The following is a 20,797-nucleotide window of genomic DNA, read 5'->3' on the forward strand; positions in this document are numbered from 1 at the left end:
CATGACAATAGCGTATTTCTGGTTCTGTTACCTTTCCTGTTCACTGTTTACTCTGGTTGTCTGGAAAACAGGGGATGCAGGAAAACTAAAATGATAGATACCGCTTTTGTCAGTTACGTCACCGTGATGTCAATTACGCCAGGCCCGAACAATCTTTTGCTGGCGGCTTCCGGGGTGAATTTCGGGCTGCGCCGCAGCGTGCCGATGATGCTGGGGATAACTCTCGGCTGCGTGGTGCAGTGCGCCCTGATGACTTCTATGCTGGCGATTTTACTCAGCTGGATGACGGTCGTGCGCCTGCCGATGGCGGCGATCGGTTGCGCGTATCTGTTCTGGTTGTCGTGGAAAATTTACCGTTCAGGCTCGCCGAAAGATGGCGAAAAACAACAGCCGATGAATATGATTAATGGCGCGTTATTTCAGGCGGTGAATCCGAAAGCCTGGCTGATGGCGACCAACGTAGCGATTCTGTTTACCCCGCCGGATGGCAATATGCTGCATCACACGCTGCTGATTTGCCTCGGCTTCGCGCTGATCAATCTGCCGTGCATTCTGGTCTGGGTAGTGATGGGTGACAGGTTACGTCAGGCGTTACGTGTGGAATGGAAACTGAAGATGTTCAACACGATCATGGGCGGCATGATGGCGTTAACCGCACTGTGGCTGCTGGTCGGTGAAGTGCGCCATGCGCTTAACTAAAACGAATCCCCAAAATAGTTCGGGTTGCAGGAAAGCGGCAAGTGATGGAGTCCCGATGAGCTGACTCAAGTAAGTGATTCGGGTGACTGAACGCAGCCAACGCATCTGTGGCTCTAAGTATGACGAGGATTTATTTTTGCACCGGAGAAAGCCTGGAAGGCTGCTGATTACTGATATGGGCGATCAGCCCGGTCACGGAAAGAACCATCGTGGAGCGGACGATTTGCTGGTAACGCTGACGTTGCATGGCGATCAGCGATTCGTCAGCTTCTCCCGGTTTCAGGAACGTTGGTGCCGGTGGCAGTTCCGTCACACAATGCAGTTCACCGAACGGGCCGAGAATTTCATCATCAGTAAAACGATACTCTTCGCCGTCGTAATTCAGCTCTTCACGCAGCGCCATCAGTAATTCCGCATCTTCATATTCATGACGGCTGATCACACCCAGCGCATAAATCAGTTTGAGACGCACCGACAAATCACCAAGCGGACCGGTGCCGGTCAGTAACGGTTCGACCGCATATTTCACCGCGTAATCGTCTTTGCGAAAAACCTGCACCACCAGAATATCCAGCGCTTCGGCCAGTAATTCCACGGCAGTCATCAAAAAGCTGCGCACGGTTTTACCCGCATTGAGCTTTTCGAGTACACGGTTTTCAAACGCCTGAGCTTTTTCCATAGGGCTTACTTGCAGTAAAGTGCCGATGCTGACAGCGCCCCTGGCGTCATCCATGATGCGCGCATGTCGGGCAGAAACATCCTGCCCGACAGGGCTTTCTTTGCCTGGTGTTGGCGAAATCAAAATAAACGCAGTATTAGTGCATCGATTCGTAGAGAGCGACGGCTTTCGCCACAACTTCGCCATCTTCTGGCAGACCTGAAATCTGGGCGAGGGCGGCTTTTGGCCCGACTTTCTCCAGCAATTCTACCAGTTCTTTAGCTTGCGGATCTTGCTCGCTGCGGTAATGCATCGCGGCGGCAATCCCTCTGATCAGATTGTCGTTCGGCAGGCGGTATTCCTGCGTGCCGAGCAACGGTTTGATCAAACGGTCGCCTGCACTCAGTTTACGCAGTGGCTGACGGCCAACGCGCTCAACGTCGTCATGCAGGTACGGGTTTTCGAAACGGGTCAGAATTTTTTCGATGTAGGCGAAATGTTTTTCCGGGTCAAAACCGTAACGGCGGATCAGCACTTCACCACTTTCTTCCATCGCACCGCGAACCACCAGACGCACTTTCTCGTCCAGGATTGCATCACGGATTGTCGCGTGACCGGCCTGCTGACCGAGATACGCGGTGATCGCGTGACCAGTGTTCAGGGTGAACAGTTTACGCTCGACGAATGCCATCAGATTATCGGTCAGTTCCATACCGGCGATGTGTGGCAATTCACCTTTGAACTGGGTTTTATCCACAATCCATTCGCTGAAGGTTTCAACGGTGACTTCCAGCGGATCGGTAGTACCGGCTGCCGCTGGTGGGACGATACGGTCTACGGCGGAATCGACAAAACCGATATGCGCTTCAACCCAGGCCTTTTCATCTTCCGGCAGCGCATTGAATACGTGCTGTTTGAACTGGCTGGTCCCGCGCACCATGTTTTCACAGGCGATGATATTCAGCGGCTTTTCGTTACCCTGCTGATGACGCAGAACCAGACCTTTAGCCACGTTTGGCGCGATTTTTTCCAGCACGGTCGGGCCGACGGCAGTGGTCACCAGATCAACGTCGGCGATCAGGTTAATGGCATCCTGACCGGCACTGTTTACGGCATTCACATTGCTGACAGGCTCAACGGTGGCCTGTTCACCGACAACGTGCACGTCGTAGCCTTTGCGGCTGTTCAGCGCATCCAGCAAGGCAGGGCTGACATCGGCAAACGTCAGTTCAATCCCCGCATCAGCCAGTAATTTACCGATAAAACCGCGACCAATGTTACCTGCACCAAAATGTAATGCTTTCATATTTATTCCTTCAAATCGTGAGGAGCACCGGGCTCCGAATCAACAAGCGGGTCTCGCAAGACCCGCTTAGTAATTACTTTTCGATTAACTGCTCAGTATCAGCCGCGAAGAATAGTCAGTACTTCTTCAACGCTGGTGGTGTTCGCCAGACGCTCGATAACACCGTCTTCGTCCAGCGCCGTGGTCAGTTTGGTGATCACGTTGATGTGCTCATTATTGCGTGCTGCGATACCGACGACCAGACGTGCGCGGTCATCTTCATCATCGCCCCAGCGGATACCCGCCGGATACTGGCAGAACACGATACCGGTTTTCAGTACACGGTCTTTTGCTTCGATGGTGCCGTGTGGCACAGCGATGGATTCGCCCAGATACGTCGAGGTCAGCTGCTCACGTGCCAGCATCGCGTCGACATATTCTGCCTGAACATACCCGCCTTTCACCAGTTGCTCACCCGCAAAACGAATCGCTTCTTCTTTCGTGCCAGCGCTCAGGCCGAGGAAGATATTGCTTTCGCTGATACGGAACAGGTTTTCGTTTTCATTGTCTGCCACGATGCTGTCGCCCAGCGTCGTCGTCACTTTCTCTTTGTACTGGCTGGCTTTGTTCACTTCCACCAGACGGGAAGTCAGGTCAGTGTACAGGCCGCTGTCGAGGAAGTTGGTCAGCGAAATGTGCTGCGCATGTGGCACCTGACGCATGGCGCGTTCAGTCAGGTCACGGTGCGTAATCACCAGATCCACATCATCAGGCAAATTGTTAATGGCGCTGTTGGTGACACTGATGTTGGTCAGTCCTGCATCCTGCACTTTTTTGCGCAGAACACCCGCACCCATTGCGCTGGAACCCATACCGGCGTCGCAGGCTACGATGATTTTACGTACGGTAGACAGGTCGCCCGCTACGCCTGCAACAGCAGGTTTGCCGCCTTTAGACTGGGCTTTCATGTCCTGCATACGGCGTGTTGCTTCGTCCAGGTCGTCGCCGTCTTTCGCTTTGGTGGTTTTCAGCAACAAAGCAGAGATAACGAAGGACACCGCAAAGGCTGCCACGATGGCCGCGATATTAGCGAAGTACGCACCTTTTGGCGTCATCGCCAGCACGGCCAGGATGGAACCCGGAGAAGCCGGAGACACCAGACCGCCGTTCAGCAGGGTCAGGGTAAACACGCCAGTCATACCGCCCAGAATGACCGCAAGTAACAGGCGCGGGTTCATCAGAACGTATGGGAAGTAAATTTCGTGGATACCACCCAGGAAGTGGATGATTGCCGCGCCGCCAGCAGATTGCTTAGCGCTGCCACGACCGAAGAACATGTACGCCATCAGGACGCCCATACCCGGACCCGGGTTCGCTTCGATCAGGAAGAAGATTGATTTACCGGTTTCAGTCGCCTGCTGGATACCCAGCGGAGAGAAGATACCGTGGTTGATGGCGTTGTTGAGGAACAGGATTTTCGCCGGTTCAACAAAGATAGAGGCCAGCGGCAACAGGTTATGAATAACCATGATGTGCACGCCTGCAGCCAGCACTTTAGACAGCGCTTCTACCAGCGGACCAATCGCCAGGAAGGCCAGGATCGCCAGCAGCATACCGATAATACCGGCAGAGAAGTTGTTAACCAGCATCTCGAAGCCGCTTTTGATTTTACCGTCAACCCAGCGGTCGAAACGCTTGATGCACCAGCCGCCCAGCGGACCTGCAATCATTGCGCCGAGGAACATTGGCATATCCGCACCAACGATAACACCCATAACGGTGATTGCGCCGACCACACCACCACGGTCACCACCGACCAGACGACCACCGGTATAACCGATGAGCAATGGCAGCAGATAAGTGATCATCGGGCCAACCAGCTTCGCTAATGTTTCATTAGGGATCCAGCCGGTAGGAATGAACAGAGCAGTAATGATACCCCAGGCGATAAACGCGCCGATGTTGGGCATTACCATGTTACTCAGGAAGCGACCAAAGTTTTGAACTTTGATCTTAACGTCTGGTGAAAACATAAAACGCACCCCTATTGATACGCGCTGACAATAGAGCGCGTGATATCAGTTAATTATCGGTGACGGTTATTTCGGTTTTTGTGCCACTGCTTTAAAAATCCGTCCGTCGAATTGCTGTCTGCGAGGCGGACTCTACCACGTGATTATAGGCCTCGCGTAGCCACCCGGCAGCCCGTGACGGAGATCACACGTATACGGCCACCACCCCCTCATTTTTGGTGATCATGATCACAAAAACACCCTGTAACCCGGCTACACTGATTATTATTTAAACGCAACACCGTCAAAAATGTGATTTACATCACTATTTGTTAACGATTCTTTATCATTAAAATGTGATATTCATCACAAAGTATTTTTGGGCAGACCGGCTTATTTCGCTTAAAAAGCATTCAGACGTGTCACGGGAATGGAAAAGTGAGTTTACGGAGGAGAGGTTGAAATAAAATTACAGTCGGGGGAATGCTGCCTGGCTGTCCGCCGGATAATGTAGTCTTTATGTGATGATGTGCGGAACAGCCAAATTTTTTCAGTATAGAATTCAGGCAGCTTGGATGGATTAAGTACCGCAATACGGTTCCTGAACTTTTCTCTTACACAGTCAGGGAGTACTGCACGTATATAGCCACAAACTTAATAAGGTTAAATCAATTTGGAGAGAAAATGCGGCAGAGGATAATTGTTTGCCCGGTTATACAAAATGAGGGCGAGTTTCTACTTTGTAAAATGGCTTCGGATCGTGGGGTTTTCCCGGGGCAGTGGGCTCTGTCTGGTGGAGGAGTTGAACCTGGGGAAACGATCGAAGTTGCTCTCAGACGCGAAATCATGGAGGAATTAGGAGAGGAACTTATTATCACTGACATCACACCATGGACTTTTCGTGATGATACCCGGATTAAAACGTATCCGGACGGCACCACCGAAGAAATTTACATGATTTATCTTATATTCGATTGTATTAGTGCTAATCGGGATATTACGTTCAACGAAGAATTTCAGGAAGTAATCTGGGTGCGACCTGAAATGTTGAAAACGATGGATTTAAATGAGGCGACTCGGATCACTTTTACCCAGAAAGGGGTTCTGTAAAGGATTATCGTCAGCATTATGGCTAGGGAAAGTTGTTGATTATTGGAATAATCTAATAAGAGAGAAAACCCGGCGCCTTCCGACTCCGGGTTTACGGTATTACTTCCCGCCCTGGGCCTTCACAATGGCCGCCTGCAAATCTTCGGCAGACACGGCTCCCGGTAGCACGGTGGTGTTTTCAGCGGTCGCGCCGCTGGTTGGCATCACCACGAAGCCTGGCGTGCCGCTGAAGCCCAGCGTACGTGCCAGTTCATCGTTCGAGGCGATGGCTTCGTGCGTTGCTTTACGCTGTGCGTCGGTCGGTGCTGTGGCTTTGGCGGCTTTCACTGCGCCCGCGATGTCGGCATCGGTCAGTTTACCTTCGTCATGGCCGGTGCGGTAAATGCTGTTGTGGTAATCAAAGTACGCCTGAGCGCCTTTTTCTTTCCAGATTGCCATACCGGTTTCAGCCGCAGAGATGGACGCTTTCCAGCGGTCCCCGAAGATTGGCCATTCTTTAAAGACGAAACGCACGTTCGGATTGGCTTTCACGGTCTGCTCAACCAGCGGCGCCATGTGGCTGCAATACAGGCACTGGTAATCGAAGAATTCCACGAATGCCACTTTGGCATCTTTCGGGCCGTAGCTTGGGGTCGCCGGGTCATTCACCAGCGCTTTGGCGTTTGCCAGCACTGCACTCAGGGTTTGCTGTTGTTGCTGATCCGCCTGCTGTGCCTGCAATTTCTGGCTGACCTGCACCAGAATTTCCGGATGCTGCAACATGTAATCCGCCGCAATTTTACCAATGGCTTCCTGCTGCGCCGGGGTGAAATCTGCGGTTGCGCTGTCGGCAGCAAAAGCCAGCGTCGGCGCCAGCACCAGAGAAGCCAACAGAGTCATCGTCTGACGTTTCATCAAAAATCCTTAAAGTGAAATACGGGGAAAATCGGACAGTTGCCTTCAAAAGTAGAGGAATTTGGCCGGATTTGCAGGTTAAAAATTGTCATTTTTTATAAATATAAGGGCAGGAACGGCGGAAATAAAAAAGCCACGTACGCGATGACGTGGCTTTTTTGAAAACGATGGTCTGGCTTAGTTGCTGAAATCGCCCTGGGCGACTTTCTGCGCCTGAAGCAATGTCTGCTGTTTGCCGACCAGATTGGACATCATGGTGTTGTATTGTGTTGCCTGCTGCTGCGTCGGGAACTGTACGCCGCCATTGGCAAACGCGACCTGAGGGCCCTGTTGTTGCAGATAATCACCGACAGAGACGATATCCTGCGTGAAGCTTTGCAGCGCTGGCACCAGAGGCGTCAGCACGTTCGCTGGCTGGGTGACAACCGTGTTGTACACCTGGCCGTAAACCGCTTTCAGATCATCCGGTTGTTTCAGTGCCGCCATCGCCGTATCGGCTTTCACTTTTGAATCACGCAACTGTGCATTCAGCATACTCAGCGTGCTGGCTGCCTGTTGCAATGCGCTGCGCTGGGTCATGTAATCTTGCGGAGTACGCACCTGACCAATCGCGCTGACCACCGGTACCAGGCTGCCATCAACGGCGCCTTTCATCTGGCGGGAGAATGACAGGATAATGCCGTAGTCGTTCGCGTAATTACCAAAACGTTGTTTCTGATCTTCACTCAGCGAAGGCAAATTTTGCCCGCTGCGCATGACGGTATTTTGCAAATAATCGATAAAGGCTTTGCGTTGTTCCGGTTCTTTATCGCCACAGGCAGTGAGCTGGAAAACGACCAGCAATGCGATAAACGGCGCCAGCCAGCGAGAAAATACACCGCTTCTGATCCCTACAGCCATGAGTCCTGACTCCTGATTTCAATGTTCTTCTTCCGGCCAGTTCCCTGCCGATGCTGTGCATTCCATGCGGGTTATAGGATAGAACAATTGGGGGGAGAACGCTTTTTAAAAAAGCGTAGAAAAGTTTTAAATTTGAAGTTCAAGGTCAGGATCAACACCGCGGGCTCGCCGCCCACACTGGCCCAAAGGGTTTTAAACGAAACCCTTTGGAATCCTGCGTTTTTAAACTGCGCGCTCTGCTCGCTGGCTATGTTTCAGCTATCACTATGACAGGCTGGAAATCTTGCCGCTGCGCGGTCTCTTCTCTCGGTACTGGAGCCTCTGGTCTCCAGTCCGCTCCGCTCAGCAAGATTTCTGAATCGCCCGCAGCTTTTTAAAAAATAAAGAAAGTAAGGTTGTGAAGTCAAAGCCTGAGGCCGGTTCCAAAATACCGCCGGAGGAGAGGTGCAAAACCGCGTGTTTTTTTACGCGGGTTGTAACCCGAACGGAGGGCACCGCGCAGCGGCGGAATTTTGCGGCTGTCGCCACGGCAGCTGAAACATAGTCAGCGAGCAGAGCGCGCTGTGAGAAAACGCGGGAGTCCAGAGGGAGAAGGTTTATTCTCCCTCTGGTCGGTGTGGGCCGATGCCCACGACCTTGACTTTAATTTTGACTTTAAAAAGTCAACTGCTTACTGAAGCAGCGAAATATCCGCGACCTGCAGGAACAGCTCCCGCAGTTTAGACAGCAGCGTCAGACGGTTGATACGCACCGCTTCGTTCTCATCCATTACCATCACGGTATCAAAGAACGTATCGACGGTTTCGCGCAGCGCAGCCAGTTCCACCAGCGCTTCTTTGTACTCACCGGCCGCAAACAGCGGTTCCAGTTTGTCACGCAGAACCACCAGATGCGTCGCCAGTTTCAGCTCAGCAGGTTCTTTCAGCACGGACGCGTGAACGTGATCCAGCAGAACGTCGGTGGATTTCGCCAGAATGTTGGACACACGCTTGTTGGCCGCAGCCAGCGTTGCCGCTTCATCCAGCGTACGGAAATAGCTCACCGCTTTCACACGCGCATCGAAATCTGCCGGTTTGGTCGGACGACGTGCCAGCACAGCCTGAATGGTATCGACCGCGTGACCTTCTTCCTGATACCACGCGCGGAAACGACCGAGCATGAAATCAACCACTTCATCGACAACCTTGGCGTTAGTCAGCTTGTCGCCGTACAGGCGCACGGCTTCTTCGGTCAGGGTTTGCAGATCAAGCGGCAGGTTTTTCTCAACGATGATACGCAGAACACCGAGCGCGGCACGACGCAATGCGAACGGGTCTTTATCGCCTTTCGGATGCTGACCGATGCCGAAGATACCGGCCAGGGTGTCCATCTTGTCAGCGATTGCCAGCGCGCACGCTACCAGCGAAGCCGGTAACTCGTCGCCCGCAAAGCGTGGCTGATACTGTTCGTTCAGGGCTACCGCGACTTCTTCCTGCTCGCCGTCGTGACGCGCATAGTGCATGCCCATCACGCCCTGCGTGTCGGTGAATTCGAAGACCATGTTGGTCATCAGGTCACATTTTGACAGCAGACCGGCGCGTTTTGCGTTCTCAACGTTGGCACCGATTTTCTCAGCGATCCAGCCTGACAGCGCCTGAATACGGTCGGTTTTGTCGCGCAGCGTACCCAGCTGTTTCTGGAACAACACGGTTTCCAGACGCGGCAGGTTATCTTCGAGACGTTTTTTGCGGTCGGTATTGAAGAAGAATTCGGCATCGGCCAGACGCGGACGCACCACTTTCTCGTTACCGGAAATGATTTGCTGCGGATCTTTCGACTCGATGTTAGCCACGAAGATAAAGTTCGGCAGAAGTTTGCCCGCAGTGTCGTACACCGGGAAATACTTCTGGTCGCCTTTCATGGTGTAAACCAGCGCTTCAGCCGGAACCGCCAGGAATTTCTCTTCGAATTTCGCGGTCAGCACCACCGGCCATTCGACCAGAGACGCCACTTCTTCCAGCAGGCTTTCGCTCAGATCGGCGATGCCGCCAATCTCTTTCGCCGCTTTCTCCGCATCCTGTTTGATCAGCGCTTTACGCTGTTCGTAATCCGCAATGACTTTGCCGCGTTCCATCAAAATCTGTGGATACTGATCGGCGTTGTCGATGATGAATTCAGGCTCGCCCATGAAGCGGTGACCGCGAACCGTGCGGGCAGAATCGATACCGAGGATTTTCGCCGGGATCAGCTCATCGCCTAACAGCAGCGTGACGGTGTGAACCGGACGCACGAACTGCACGTCGGAATCACCCCAGCGCATCAGTTTAGGGATTGGCAGTTTAGACAGTGAAGTGGCGATCATCGCCGGCAGCAGTTGTTGCGCGCTTTCGCCTTTGACGTGCGCACGGTAAACCAGCCATTCACCTTTGTCGGTGACCAGACGATCGGCCTGATCAACGGTGATACCGCAACCGCGAGCCCAGCCTTCAGCGGCTTTGCTTGGATTGCCTTCGGCATCGAATGCCTGCGCGACAGCCGGGCCGCGTTTTTCAACTTCGCGGTCAGCCTGAGATTCATGCAGACCGGAGACTTTCAGCGCCAGACGGCGCGGAGCTGCAAACCATTTTACGTCGCCGTGTGGCAGGTTCGCCGCATCCAGCTCCGCAGTCAGGTTAGCGGCAAAAGATTCAGCAAGGCTGCGCAGAGCCTTCGGTGGCAGTTCTTCCGTGCCGATTTCCACCAGAAATGTTTTTTCAGTCATGGACTTATCTCACTTCTCGTTCTTTTTGCACATCGGGAAGCCCAGCACTTCGCGGGAAGCGTAATACGCCTCAGCTACCGCTTTAGTCAGGGTACGGATGCGCAGAATGTAGCGCTGACGTTCAGTCACAGAAATCGCTTTACGCGCGTCGAGCAGGTTGAAGCAATGGGCCGCTTTCAGGATGCGCTCGTACGCGGGCAGTGCCAGTGGCTTTTCGAGAGCCAGCAGGGTTTGTGCTTCTTTCTCGTGCTGTTCAAAACAGGTGAACAGGAAATCGACATCGGCGTATTCAAAGTTATACGTCGATTGCTCCACTTCGTTCTGATGGAACACGTCGCCGTAGGTGGTTTTACCCAGCGGACCGTTGCTCCAGACCAGATCGTAAACGCTGTCCACGCCCTGGATGTACATCGCCAGACGTTCCAGACCGTAAGTGATTTCGCCGGTTACCGGTTTACATTCCAGGCCGCCGACCTGCTGGAAGTAGGTGAACTGCGTCACTTCCATGCCGTTCAGCCACACTTCCCAGCCAAGACCCCAGGCGCCGAGCGTCGGGTTTTCCCAGTTGTCTTCAACGAAGCGGATATCGTGGATCAGCGGATCAAGACCCAGCTCTTTCAGCGAGCCAAGATACAGCTCCTGAATGTTTTCCGGTGAAGGTTTGATCATCACCTGGAACTGATAATAGTGCTGCAGACGGTTAGGGTTTTCGCCGTAGCGGCCGTCGGTCGGACGACGTGATGGCTGAACATACGCTGCCGCAAAAGGCTCAGGGCCGAGTGCGCGCAGGCTGGTCATCGGGTGCGAGGTGCCCGCGCCGACTTCCATATCCAGCGGTTGAACAATGGTGCAGCCCTGCTGCGCCCAATAATCTTGCAGTGTCAGGATCAGGCCCTGAAATGTCTTGGTATCAAACTTTTGCATGTTGGATTCGCACGCGAGAAAGTGGGTGTAAAGAGAGTGCGACAGTATACCCGCTGCACGGAAGATAATCAGCCAGAATGACACATCAGTTCAGCCGGATTTGCTTTCGGGACGCCAGTATTTAGCGCTTCTCAGCCAGTTTATACGCTTCGTTGCCTTCGCGTTTACCCACCGCGACAACGGTCACGATGATTTCCTGATCTTCTACCTGATACACCAGGCGATAACCAAGACTCTTTAATTTGATTTTATAGCGGTTATTTTTAGGGCCACATAAGCGGGCAGAAACCACGTGAGGATCCTCCAGCCGCTCGGCCAGTTTCTTTTTAAATTGCTCCTTGAACGTTGGGGCAAGTGCTTTCCATTCTTTTAAAGCTGATTTGAAAAAATTGAGTTTATAAGTCATCCAGTGTCAGCCTTATCCTTTCTTCACCCTGCCGCGCATCCATTATGCGGTTCAATTCAAGGTCTTCTGCAAGACTCAGAAAATAGGCGTAAACATCGGGCGGAACGCAATAAAAAGCGGGCTCGTTACGATTGAGTATCGCCACCGCTTCGCCTTCGCCTGCACTAAATGTTCCCATCGGGTCGCGTTTTAGTTCAGTAATACTGGCGGCTGAGGAAGTGAGTATTTCAAACGGCATAGTTTTTCTCCTTTTTTCATACTATGCCGTCAGTATAGCTTTTAAAGACATCCTTTAAAGCACTCTTAATAATATCTTTTAAAACCGCGCACTGATCCCAGCGTTATAGGAAGTTTGCTCGCCGGAATCCAGCCCGGTGGTTTGAGAAATAGCCGCAAATGCTGAAATGCTGTGGGTGATTTGCACGTTTAAACCTGCGGTCATATCAACCCAGTCGTCATCCTGCTCGCCGGTAGTGCGGCTGAACCGCGTGCGGGTGGATTTGATCGCGCCGGTGGTGGTGTAGGTTTTATCCCCAAACTGCCGGTCATACGTTACCTGTGCATAAGGATTAACGATGCCGAGTTCGGCATTGACACGCCAGCCCAGTGCGCCGATTTGTGAATGGGAAGTCTGATCGCCAAAGCGCATTGAGGTGCTGTTATTCCCCTTCTCGCTGTAACCGTCAACACTGCTGTAATCCCAGCTGTATTGCGCCACTGGCCCGGTTTTCAGCACCGGCAGCACCGGGAAATCCCAGCCTGCGGTGACGCGTCCGCCGATCTGTTTACCGTCGGTATCACCACGTTCGGTACGGGTGGTGGGTCCGAGGGTGATGCGGCGTTTGATGTCGTCATAATTGAGCGAACCGTAATGCAAATCGCCGTTGATCCAGCCATTTTCGGCGATTTTAATGCCCGTGAATGCGGTCGCCATCCAGCCGCGCGTGCGGTAGCTGTAGTGATCGGTCGGATCGTCTTTATCATCGGAACCGGAAAGCATCAGCCCCATCATCCAGCGATCGGTCATCTGATAATCCATGCCGATATTCAGCGAGTTAGATGTCAGGTCGCCATCGCCCAGACCCATCGACGGACTGAATTTGCTGTCCGCACTTTGCCCGGCGTAGCCGCCAAACATGCCGAAAGTGCCGGCGTCATTATCCTGCGTGCGCAGCTGCTGATAACGGCTGTCGAGCAATCCCTGCGTATTTCTCGCCAGCGCCAGTGACCCCTGACTCAGCGCCGAGGCTTCCAGCGGGCCGTCGATCACCGACTGAATATACTGGGCAATCAGCGCGTGCGCCTGAGGTGTCGGGTGGAAATGGTCCGAAAACAGGAAAGCTTTACTGGTGTCGAAGCCCGGCAGGTTCGAGGTACATTCCGACGCGGATGTCCCGACCGGACAGGCGGTACCGGCAGTATTGGCGAAACCGTATAACACCGGATCGGCCACCACTTCGTTGAACAGCCCGTTGATATCCACACGCGCAATATTGCCGCCGGTTTTCGCCAGCGCGATATCTTCGGTGGTGTTGTAAGTGTCTGTCAGACCGCCAGCCACGTCTTTCAGCGCGTCATAAGCCGCTGCCAGCCCTTTGGCGATCACGTCCTGCACCAGCGGAATACCGGAGCCTTCCGCCGCAGCGGCTGCCAGCGCATTGTGAATGGCTTCGGTGCGGGCATCGGCATCCGGCGTATTTTGTGCATTGAGATACTGATATGCCGCTTCCAGCGCCTGTTGCTGCACCGGCAGTAATCCGACCTGTATCACGCCTTCCATCAGCACCGGCGTCAGGCCGATATTCGGCACCGTTGGCACCACGACCGTTCCGGCTCCGGCTTTCAGTAAGTCGTTCACCTGCGAGGCCGCCTGCGTCGCGCTGTTGGTGGCAATTTCCACCGCCGTGATCGGGTTCAGGCTCAGCGCCGCAGCGGCCAGATCGTTGCCGCCAATCCAGTGCACATACAGCCCGTTCGGGTCGGCTTTGCCGCCGGTCGAGGCCAGATAGCTTTTGACCTGATCCTGGGTGGTGTAGTCAGAATCCAGCCCCGGTACCGCGACGCCGCCGCCTTCGGCATAGTTCAGGCCGCCTTTTGAGGACGGCGTTAACGTTGTGCCGATGTTATTCGCCAGGATTTCGTCATAGAGCTGATGTGAGCTGCTGTCGAAGGTCCAGCGGCCAATATTGCCGGTATCACTCAGGCTGTCGCCGAAAACATAAAGCTGGTCAAAAGCCTGCGCAGGAGCCTGCATTCCCAGGCACAGTGCCACCGCGAATGCCCCTTTCGTCAGCCTTAGAATGGACGTCTTTTTTCCGGTCATAAGTGTGATATCCCTGATAGATCGGTGTCGCAACGCTATGATTGAATGTAAGGATTGCGTAATAAGTGGCTTTAAATATTGTTCAGATCCGACCAGCGTCAAGGCAGAGGTTCAGAAATTGCGACGTTGCAGAGTTATCCGAGAAGCCACACACTGACGCCACGCATTTCAGCCTCTTATAAGGACAACAGAATGGCGACCACCCGATGCAGCTGGGTTTCGAAAGAGCCGGTTTACCTCGAATATCACGATAAAGAATGGGGCGTTCCGGTTCAGGATGGACGCGAACTGTTTGAAATGCTGTGTCTCGAAGGCCAGCAGGCAGGCCTGTCGTGGATCACCGTGCTGAGAAAGCGTGAGAATTATCGTCAGAACTTCCATAATTTTGACCCCAAACGTATCGCGAAAATGACCGATGACGATGTGGAACGTCTGGTACTCGACGCGGGTATTATTCGTCACCGTGGCAAAATCAAAGCCATTATCGGCAACGCACAGGCGTATCTGGCGATGCAGGCCAGCGGGGAGGACTTCTCAGAATTCATCTGGAATTTTGTCGGCGGTCAACCGGTCATCAATAATCCCCCCGGTCCCGAAGGCGTTCCGGCGAAAACGGCGGTTTCAGATGCCATGTCCAAAGCGCTGAAAAAGAAAGGTTTTAAATTCATCGGATCCACGATTTGTTATGCCTTTATGCAGGCCGCCGGGCTGGTGAACGATCATCAGTCGTATTGCTTCTGCCATCCCGCGAATCAGCCGTCATGATCCGCGCTGCGCAGCCCGGCGATACCGAAGCCATTCTGATGCTGTGGCTGCGCAGTTCATTACTTTCCCATCCTTTTATCGCCGATTCTTACTGGATTGAAAGCCTGCAAATGGTCAGGGAAGAGTTTCTGCCCAAAGCGCGCGTCTGGGTGGATTGCGATGCGAATGATGTGATTGGCGGATTTATCGGCGTACTGAATCAGCAGTTTATCGGTGCACTGTTTGTCGAAGAATCCCATTACGGCGATGGCACCGCACAACGGCTGATGGGCGCCGCTAAAGATGAATATCCGGTGCTGCTGCTGGAGGTCTATCAGCAAAATCACCGCGCTGTCGCGTTCTATCACAAGGAAAAGTTTGAAATCTCCGCCCGCACCCGCCATCCCGGCACTGACTTACCGACCTATATCCTGCGCTGGTTCCGGCCCCTTTCTGAATAAGTTCCTGAAACCGGTAAAAATACAAAAAGGGATATCCGGAATTCTCCTACTGCTTAACACCGCGAAATTGCGCATAAAGAGCGCCAGAACGCCGCAGGACTGATGTCCTCCCGTTGCATTTGTTTATGTTTTGACATCTTTTTCTGTGCAACTTCTCAGAAAGCGCGAAGTCATAATGCAGCGGTTAAGTTCTGAATAATAAACATCCTGAAGGAAATAAGATGAGCAAAAGATTAGTTGTGGTTGCGGGCGTACTTTGCGTCACCCTGGGCCTGTCGGCCTGTACCACTAACCCCTACACCGGCGAATCAGAAGCAGGGAAATCCGGCATTGGCGCAGGTCTTGGGGCCGCGCTCGGCGCAGGCGTCGGTATGCTGTCTTCTTCTAAACACGACCGCGGCAAAGGCGCGTTGATCGGTGCCGCAGCCGGTGCCGCACTGGGCGGCGGTGCAGGTTATTACATGGATGTGCAGGAATCTAAACTGCGCGACAAAATGAAAGGCACCGGCGTCAGCGTGACCCGTCAGGGCGATAACATCGTGCTGAACATGCCAAATAACGTGACCTTCGATACCAACAGCAGCACGCTGAAACCCGCTGGCGCTAACACGCTGACCGGCGTGGCGATGGTACTGAAAGAGTATCCGAAAACCGCCGTCAACGTCGTCGGTTACACCGACAGCACCGGCACCCGCGCGCTCAACATGAAGCTGTCGCAGCAACGTGCTGACGGCGTGGGCAGCGCGCTGATCACGCAAGGTGTTGAAGGCAGCCGTGTTCATACCACTGGCGCAGGCCCGGACAATCCGATCGCCAGCAACAGCACCGAAGCGGGCAAAGCGCAGAACCGTCGCGTTGAGATCACCCTCAGTCCGTTGCAGTAAATTTCGTCCTGCCCCTGATAAAAACGGAGCCACCCGGCTCCGTTTTCGCGTTTGTGATATTCTCCCGCCACGTGCCTTCCCACCTGTGTAACGGATGTGAGTATGTCTCTGAAAGCCATTGCGAAAGATCTCGGTCTCTCTGTCACCACCGTCAGCCGTGCGCTGAACGGGTACGATGACGTTTCAGCTGACACCAAAGCACGCGTTCAGGCGGCGGCAGATTTACGTGGCTACCGGCCCAACACCCTCGCCCGACGGTTGAAAATGGGTAAAATCGACGCCGTTGGCCTCATTTTCCCCTTCACTTCTCATCCGTTAAGCAATTCCGCGTTTATCGAAATGGTCGGCTGTATTACCCGCGAACTGGCAAAATATGAAATCGATTTACTGCTGGTGCCGGATGAACTGGGCACCTTTTCGTGGCGCAGACTCATCGAAAGTAAACGCGTCGATGCCATGCTGGTGGCGCATACGCTGGATAACGATCCGCGACTGCTGGATTTGCAGCAGCGTAATTTCCCGTTTCTGGCGCTCGGGCGCAGCGGATGTCTGACGCAGGATTACGCCTGGTTTGATTTTGATAACCGCGCCGGTATGCAGATGGCGGTCAATCATCTCGCCGTGCTCGGGCATCAGCGCATCGCGTTTCTCGGCGAAAATAATCAGCAATCGTTTATCGGTCAGCGCTATCAGGGTTATCTCGACGGATTGCAGTCAAACGCCCTGCCACATCATCCTGATTACGTGCATAAAATCAGCCCGAGCCGCCGCGCCGGTTATCAGACTACGCAGGCGCTGCTGGCCTTACCGGTGCCACCGACGGCGATCGTCTGCGACTGCAACATGCATGGCGAAGGTGCTGCGCTGGCGTTGCATGAAGCCGGATTACTGCTCAGCGGCGGTGTTTCCCTGATTATCTTTGACGGATTGCCGTGCGACAGCGTGCCCGATGTGGCTGTGACCGCTGTCCGTCAGGGCACGCGTGAAGCGGTCGGGTTGCAGATTGCCACCATGACCATGGCGCTGATCCGCAACGAACCGCTGAAAAATTTGCAGGTTCTCTGGCAACCGGAATTGCAGGCGGGCGTCACCGTCCATCCACCACGCTGATATTTCCCCCTTAGATTATTTTTCCACCCTATATCACAGTTTTTAACCTTCACATTTCCCATCCGAAACGTTTCGGATCAATAGTTACTCCACCTGATCGCGTCTTATCAGCGCAAATCTTTCTGTGGAGCAGTGACTATATGGAAAACCAGATTGTTCATTTAACCGGCGGGCATACCAGCCTGATCGTCCGTTGCACGCCTTACGCCGAAATTCTTTACTGGGGAAACCGCCTCAGTCAGTTTTCCGCAGATGACATCATTTCGCTGAGCCGCGCCGTGCCCAATGGCCGGATTGATGTGGAAGCGCCGGTGAATGTCAGCGCGGATTCCGGACGCGGTTCTTTCGGCACACCGGGCGTGGAAGGCCATCGCGACGGGCTGGACTGGTCGCCGGTGTTCAATACCACGCAGGTAAAGCACGACGAAAACCAGCTCACCATCACCACCGAAGACGCGATCGCCGGGCTGCAATTTCGCAGCGAGTTGCGCCTCGATGACAGCGGCGTTTTGCAGATGCGTAACGCGCTGACCAATCTCAAGCCTGGCACCTATCAGGTGACGCGGCTGGCCGTGACGCTGCCGCTGCCGGAACGCGCCGCCGAAGTAATGGCGTTTCATGGCCGCTGGATCAAGGAGTTTCAGCCGCACCGCACGCTGCTGGATCACGGCGGCATCATTCAGGAAAACCGGCGCGGTAAAACGTCTTCCGAATATTTCCCGGCGATGATGATCGGTCATCCGGGTTTCAGCGAAGAACAGGGCGAAGTCTGGGGGATGCATCTGGGCTGGAGCGGCAACCATCGTCTGCGCGCTGACATCAAAATCGACGGCCGGCGTCTGGTGCAGGCCGAAGCGTTGTATTTCCCCGGTGAACAACGGCTTGAACAAGGTGAAACGCTGGAAACGCCGTGGCTTTACGCCAGCTATTCCGCCAGCGGCCTGAACCGCATGAGTCAGCAATTCCACCGCTTTGTCCGCGAACAGATTTTGCGCTTCCCGGCTGAGAAACCGCGTCCGGTGCATCTCAACACCTGGGAAGGGATTTATTTCGATCACGATCCAGACTACATCATGCAGATGGCGACTGAGTCCGCCGCGTTAGGCGTGGAACGCTTCATTATCGACGACGGCTGGTTCCGTGGCCGCGACCACGACCGTGCCGCGCTGGGTGACTGGTATCTCGATGAGAAGAAATACCCGCACGGCCTGAAACCGGTGATCGACCACGTCAAAAATCTCGGCATGGAATTTGGTATCTGGGTCGAGCCGGAAATGATTAACCCGGATTCCGATTTATATCGCGCCCATCCCGACTGGCTGCTGGCATTGCCCGGTTATCAGCAACCAAGCGGGCGTCATCAGTTCGTGCTCGATCTGAATAATCCGCAGGTCTTTGATTATCTGGTGGAACGTATGAGCTGGCTGCTCGGCGAACACGATGTGGCTTACGTGAAATGGGACATGAACCGCGAAATCGTTCAGCCCGGTCACGAAGGCCGCGCGGCGCTGACGGCACAAACGCATGAGTTTTACCGTCTGCTGGATGTGCTGGGCGAACGCTTCCCGCACATCGAGTTTGAATCCTGCGCGTCCGGCGGTGGCCGTATTGATTTCGAGGTGCTCAAACGCAGCCATCGCTTCTGGACATCTGACAATAACGACGCGCTGGAGCGGCAGAAAATTCAGCGTGGCATGAGCTATTTCTTCCCGCCGGAAGTGATGGGATCGCACATCGGCAACAAGCTGTGCCACGCCACCTCGCGCCAGCACAGCATTGAATTCCGTGGCCTGACGGCGTTGTTCGGTCACATGGGCATTGAGCTGGATCCGGTGAAAGAAGGCGAGGCGGAGCGCGCCGGTTTTGCGAAATACACCCGCCTGCATCAGCAGCTGCGCCCGTTATTACACAGCGGCGATGTTTACCGCGTGGATACGCATGACGAGACGATGCTGATTAACGGCGTAGTCAGTAAAAACGCCGGCAGCGCGGTATTTCTGATCAGCCAGCTGGCGATGCCGACCTGGTCATTGCCCGGATCGTTACGGGTGCCGGGGCTGAAACCTGAAGCACGTTATCGCGTGACGGTGCTGGATGAACCGACGTTGCTGAAAGGCGGCGGCGGCGGTCACACCATGCGCGTGCAACCGGCCTGGCTGCATGAATCGCCGGTGCTGAGCGGTGAATGGCTGGCGAATGCCGGGCTGGCGTTGCCGGTGCTGGATCCGGAAAGCGCCCTGCTTCTGGGCTTCGAAGAAATCAGATAACAACAAAAAACGCCGGTACGACAGTGCCGGTTTTCATGGTTTCGGCAAGGCAATCACTATGAACCCTACACAAACTTCCGATCGTTGCTTCTATAAAAACAATACTAACTTCTGGATATTCGGCAGCTATTTCTTCCTCTATTTCTTCATTATGGCGACCTGTTATCCGTTTTTACCGATCTGGCTTTCTGACGTGATCGGCCTGAGTAAAACGGAAACCGGCATCGTGTTTTCCAGCATGTCGCTGTTCGCTATTCTGTTTCAGCCGATATTCGGCATCATTTCTGACAAGCTCGGCCTGAAAAAACATCTTCTGTGGGTCATCGCCGTGCTGCTGTTCCTGTTTGCGCCGTTCTTCATTTACGTCTTCGCGCCGTTGTTAAAACTGAATATTGTGCTCGGGGCCATTCTCGGCGGCGCCTATATCGGTTTCGTGTTCGCGGGCGGTTCCGGCGCAACTGAGGCGTATATCGAAAGAGTCAGCCGCAACAGCTCATTTGAATACGGCAAGGCGCGGATGTTCGGTTGTTTCGGCTGGGGAATTTGCGCCTCGACGGCGGGCGTGCTGTTTAACATCAATCCGGACATCGTGTTCTGGATGGGTTCCGGCGCGGCGATCATTTTGATGATTTTGCTGCTGATTGCCCGTCCGCAGGAAAACAAAAACGCGCAGGTGCTGGATAAACTCGGTGCCAATCAGCCGCAATTCTCGCTGAAAACGGCGGCGTTGTTACTGAAAGAGCGCAAACTGTGGATGCTGATTTTGTACGTAATTGGCGTGGCCTGCGTGTATGACGTGTTTGACCAGCAGTTCGCGACGTTCTTCAAAACCTTCTTTGCTTCTCCGCAGCAGGGCACGGAAATGTTCGGCTACGTCACCACCGCCGGTGAGTTGTGTAACGCGCTGATTATGTTCTGTTCTCCGTGGATTATTAACCGCATCGGCGCAAAAAATACGTTGCTGCTGGCGGGTACGATTATGTCGATCCGCATTGTCGGTTCGTCATTTGCGACCACGGCCATCGAAGTGATCCTGCTGAAAATGCTGCACGCGCTGGAAGTGCCGTTCCTGCTGGTCGGGGTGTTCAAATACATCACGCAGATTTTTGACGTCCGGTTCTCGGCGACCATTTATCTGATCGGGTTTAACTTTGCCAAACAGCTGGCGGCGATTTTCCTTTCGGCCTTCGCTGGTAACCTGTACGACCGCATCGGCTTCAGCGATACCTATCTGATCCTCGGTGGTATTGCCTTTGGCGTGACGATCATTTCGGCCTTTACGCTGAGCAGCAGACCGAAGTCCGATGCGGTTTCCGGCGTCCAGACGGCAGAAGGATTGCGCTGACTTACGGGATGCAGCCTTTCGGCACTCTGTGCTAG

At 53.9% G+C, this 20,797-nt stretch carries 18 protein-coding genes; 8 read left to right on the plus strand and 10 right to left on the minus strand.

The features are described 5' to 3' along the window. Nucleotides 1–90: 90 nt before the first annotated feature. A complete protein-coding gene (locus ACM615_RS00415) occupies nucleotides 91–699 on the plus strand; it encodes a LysE family translocator (protein WP_159281823.1) in 609 nt (202 codons plus the stop codon). A 130-nt stretch (nucleotides 700–829) separates the two neighbouring features. Here the strand turns inward: ACM615_RS00415 and ACM615_RS00420 are convergent, their stop codons facing one another. The 3 genes from ACM615_RS00420 to ACM615_RS00430 form a co-directional block, all read right to left on the minus strand. After that, nucleotides 830–1,378, minus strand: a complete 549-nt coding sequence (locus ACM615_RS00420; protein ID WP_014411435.1) for an MltR family transcriptional regulator — start codon at nucleotides 1,376–1,378, stop codon at nucleotides 830–832. Nucleotides 1,379–1,514: 136 nt separating this feature from the next. Beyond that, a complete protein-coding gene (locus tag ACM615_RS00425) occupies nucleotides 1,515–2,663 on the minus strand; it encodes a mannitol-1-phosphate 5-dehydrogenase (protein ID WP_431011258.1) in 1,149 nt (382 codons plus the stop codon). A 98-nt stretch (nucleotides 2,664–2,761) separates the two neighbouring features. Continuing rightward, nucleotides 2,762–4,675 (minus strand): PTS mannitol transporter subunit IICBA, encoded by a 1,914-nt coding sequence (locus ACM615_RS00430; RefSeq protein WP_113876846.1) that lies wholly within the window; start codon nucleotides 4,673–4,675, stop codon nucleotides 2,762–2,764. Between the two features lie 663 nt (nucleotides 4,676–5,338). Here ACM615_RS00430 and nudI point away from each other — a divergent pair. Continuing rightward, entirely contained in the window at nucleotides 5,339–5,764 is a 426-nt protein-coding gene (nudI, locus tag ACM615_RS00435; RefSeq protein WP_129637761.1) for a nucleoside triphosphatase NudI, read from the plus strand. A 99-nt stretch (nucleotides 5,765–5,863) separates the two neighbouring features. Here nudI and ACM615_RS00440 read toward each other — a convergent pair whose 3' ends face one another. The 7 genes from ACM615_RS00440 to ACM615_RS00470 form a co-directional block, all read right to left on the minus strand. Next, nucleotides 5,864–6,658: a DsbA family protein gene (locus tag ACM615_RS00440; protein WP_113876844.1), complete on the minus strand. Its 795-nt coding sequence runs from the start codon at nucleotides 6,656–6,658 to the stop codon at nucleotides 5,864–5,866. A gap of 177 nt (nucleotides 6,659–6,835) precedes the next feature. After that, a complete protein-coding gene (locus tag ACM615_RS00445; RefSeq protein ID WP_113876842.1) occupies nucleotides 6,836–7,558 on the minus strand; it encodes a DUF3053 domain-containing protein in 723 nt (240 codons plus the stop codon). Between the two features lie 670 nt (nucleotides 7,559–8,228). After that, nucleotides 8,229–10,298 carry a glycine--tRNA ligase subunit beta gene (gene glyS / locus ACM615_RS00450; protein WP_431011259.1) on the minus strand — a complete coding sequence of 690 codons (2,070 nt, stop codon included), beginning with the start codon at nucleotides 10,296–10,298 and terminating at the stop codon, nucleotides 8,229–8,231. A gap of 9 nt (nucleotides 10,299–10,307) precedes the next feature. Further along, on the minus strand, nucleotides 10,308–11,222 hold the full coding sequence (gene glyQ / locus ACM615_RS00455; RefSeq protein ID WP_014333298.1) for a glycine--tRNA ligase subunit alpha: 915 nt from the start codon (nucleotides 11,220–11,222) through the stop codon (nucleotides 10,308–10,310). Between the two features lie 121 nt (nucleotides 11,223–11,343). Then, the gene (locus tag ACM615_RS00460; protein ID WP_431011260.1) at nucleotides 11,344–11,628 is read right to left on the minus strand and encodes a type II toxin-antitoxin system RelE family toxin; all 285 of its coding nucleotides are present in this window, start codon (nucleotides 11,626–11,628) and stop codon (nucleotides 11,344–11,346) included. Continuing rightward, a complete protein-coding gene (locus ACM615_RS00465) occupies nucleotides 11,618–11,866 on the minus strand; it encodes a type II toxin-antitoxin system Phd/YefM family antitoxin (protein ID WP_431011261.1) in 249 nt (82 codons plus the stop codon). The genes ACM615_RS00460 and ACM615_RS00465 overlap by 11 nt, the downstream gene beginning before the upstream one ends. Before the next feature lie 78 nt (nucleotides 11,867–11,944). Further along, on the minus strand, nucleotides 11,945–13,951 hold the full coding sequence (locus tag ACM615_RS00470; RefSeq protein WP_431011262.1) for an autotransporter outer membrane beta-barrel domain-containing protein: 2,007 nt from the start codon (nucleotides 13,949–13,951) through the stop codon (nucleotides 11,945–11,947). Between the two features lie 192 nt (nucleotides 13,952–14,143). Here ACM615_RS00470 and ACM615_RS00475 point away from each other — a divergent pair, with 192 nt between their 5' ends. From ACM615_RS00475 to ACM615_RS00500, 6 genes are all read left to right on the plus strand, one after another. Then, a complete protein-coding gene (locus ACM615_RS00475) occupies nucleotides 14,144–14,716 on the plus strand; it encodes a DNA-3-methyladenine glycosylase I (protein WP_129637765.1) in 573 nt (190 codons plus the stop codon). Next, complete coding sequence (locus ACM615_RS00480; protein ID WP_431011263.1) at nucleotides 14,713–15,156, plus strand: N-acetyltransferase; 444 nt, start codon at nucleotides 14,713–14,715, stop codon at nucleotides 15,154–15,156. The genes ACM615_RS00475 and ACM615_RS00480 overlap by 4 nt, the downstream gene beginning before the upstream one ends. Nucleotides 15,157–15,377: 221 nt before the next feature. After that, nucleotides 15,378–16,040, plus strand: coding sequence for an OmpA family lipoprotein (locus ACM615_RS00485; protein WP_129637767.1), 663 nt, complete (start codon nucleotides 15,378–15,380; stop codon nucleotides 16,038–16,040). 102 nt (nucleotides 16,041–16,142) lie between these two features. Continuing rightward, complete coding sequence (locus ACM615_RS00490; protein WP_129637768.1) at nucleotides 16,143–17,150, plus strand: LacI family DNA-binding transcriptional regulator; 1,008 nt, start codon at nucleotides 16,143–16,145, stop codon at nucleotides 17,148–17,150. Between the two features lie 140 nt (nucleotides 17,151–17,290). Continuing rightward, a complete protein-coding gene (locus ACM615_RS00495; RefSeq protein WP_431011264.1) occupies nucleotides 17,291–19,417 on the plus strand; it encodes an alpha-galactosidase in 2,127 nt (708 codons plus the stop codon). A 58-nt stretch (nucleotides 19,418–19,475) separates the two neighbouring features. Continuing rightward, nucleotides 19,476–20,762, plus strand: a complete 1,287-nt coding sequence (locus ACM615_RS00500; RefSeq protein ID WP_112287236.1) for an MFS transporter — start codon at nucleotides 19,476–19,478, stop codon at nucleotides 20,760–20,762. Nucleotides 20,763–20,797 lie beyond the last annotated feature (35 nt).

This window comes from Rahnella sp. PAMC25617 (assembly GCF_050606005.1).
Taxonomy (GTDB): domain Bacteria; phylum Pseudomonadota; class Gammaproteobacteria; order Enterobacterales; family Enterobacteriaceae; genus Rahnella; species Rahnella variigena.

What these genes read in the sequence shown, in the direction of transcription:
- glyQ (WP_014333298.1), bottom strand. Translation starts at nt 11,222, where the DNA reads ATGCAAAAGTTTGATACCAAGACATTTCAGGGCCTGATCCTGACACTG.
- ACM615_RS00470 (WP_431011262.1), bottom strand. Translation starts at nt 13,951, where the DNA reads ATGACCGGAAAAAAGACGTCCATTCTAAGGCTGACGAAAGGGGCATTC.
- ACM615_RS00500 (WP_112287236.1), top strand. Translation starts at nt 19,476, where the DNA reads ATGAACCCTACACAAACTTCCGATCGTTGCTTCTATAAAAACAATACT.
- glyS (WP_431011259.1), bottom strand. Translation starts at nt 10,298, where the DNA reads ATGACTGAAAAAACATTTCTGGTGGAAATCGGCACGGAAGAACTGCCA.
- nudI (WP_129637761.1), top strand. Translation starts at nt 5,339, where the DNA reads ATGCGGCAGAGGATAATTGTTTGCCCGGTTATACAAAATGAGGGCGAG.
- ACM615_RS00475 (WP_129637765.1), top strand. Translation starts at nt 14,144, where the DNA reads ATGGCGACCACCCGATGCAGCTGGGTTTCGAAAGAGCCGGTTTACCTC.
- ACM615_RS00465 (WP_431011261.1), bottom strand. Translation starts at nt 11,866, where the DNA reads ATGCCGTTTGAAATACTCACTTCCTCAGCCGCCAGTATTACTGAACTA.
- ACM615_RS00460 (WP_431011260.1), bottom strand. Translation starts at nt 11,628, where the DNA reads ATGACTTATAAACTCAATTTTTTCAAATCAGCTTTAAAAGAATGGAAA.
- ACM615_RS00425 (WP_431011258.1), bottom strand. Translation starts at nt 2,663, where the DNA reads ATGAAAGCATTACATTTTGGTGCAGGTAACATTGGTCGCGGTTTTATC.
- ACM615_RS00445 (WP_113876842.1), bottom strand. Translation starts at nt 7,558, where the DNA reads ATGGCTGTAGGGATCAGAAGCGGTGTATTTTCTCGCTGGCTGGCGCCG.
- ACM615_RS00420 (WP_014411435.1), bottom strand. Translation starts at nt 1,378, where the DNA reads ATGGAAAAAGCTCAGGCGTTTGAAAACCGTGTACTCGAAAAGCTCAAT.
- ACM615_RS00440 (WP_113876844.1), bottom strand. Translation starts at nt 6,658, where the DNA reads ATGAAACGTCAGACGATGACTCTGTTGGCTTCTCTGGTGCTGGCGCCG.
- ACM615_RS00495 (WP_431011264.1), top strand. Translation starts at nt 17,291, where the DNA reads ATGGAAAACCAGATTGTTCATTTAACCGGCGGGCATACCAGCCTGATC.
- ACM615_RS00490 (WP_129637768.1), top strand. Translation starts at nt 16,143, where the DNA reads ATGTCTCTGAAAGCCATTGCGAAAGATCTCGGTCTCTCTGTCACCACC.
- ACM615_RS00480 (WP_431011263.1), top strand. Translation starts at nt 14,713, where the DNA reads ATGATCCGCGCTGCGCAGCCCGGCGATACCGAAGCCATTCTGATGCTG.
- ACM615_RS00415 (WP_159281823.1), top strand. Translation starts at nt 91, where the DNA reads ATGATAGATACCGCTTTTGTCAGTTACGTCACCGTGATGTCAATTACG.
- ACM615_RS00485 (WP_129637767.1), top strand. Translation starts at nt 15,378, where the DNA reads ATGAGCAAAAGATTAGTTGTGGTTGCGGGCGTACTTTGCGTCACCCTG.
- ACM615_RS00430 (WP_113876846.1), bottom strand. Translation starts at nt 4,675, where the DNA reads ATGTTTTCACCAGACGTTAAGATCAAAGTTCAAAACTTTGGTCGCTTC.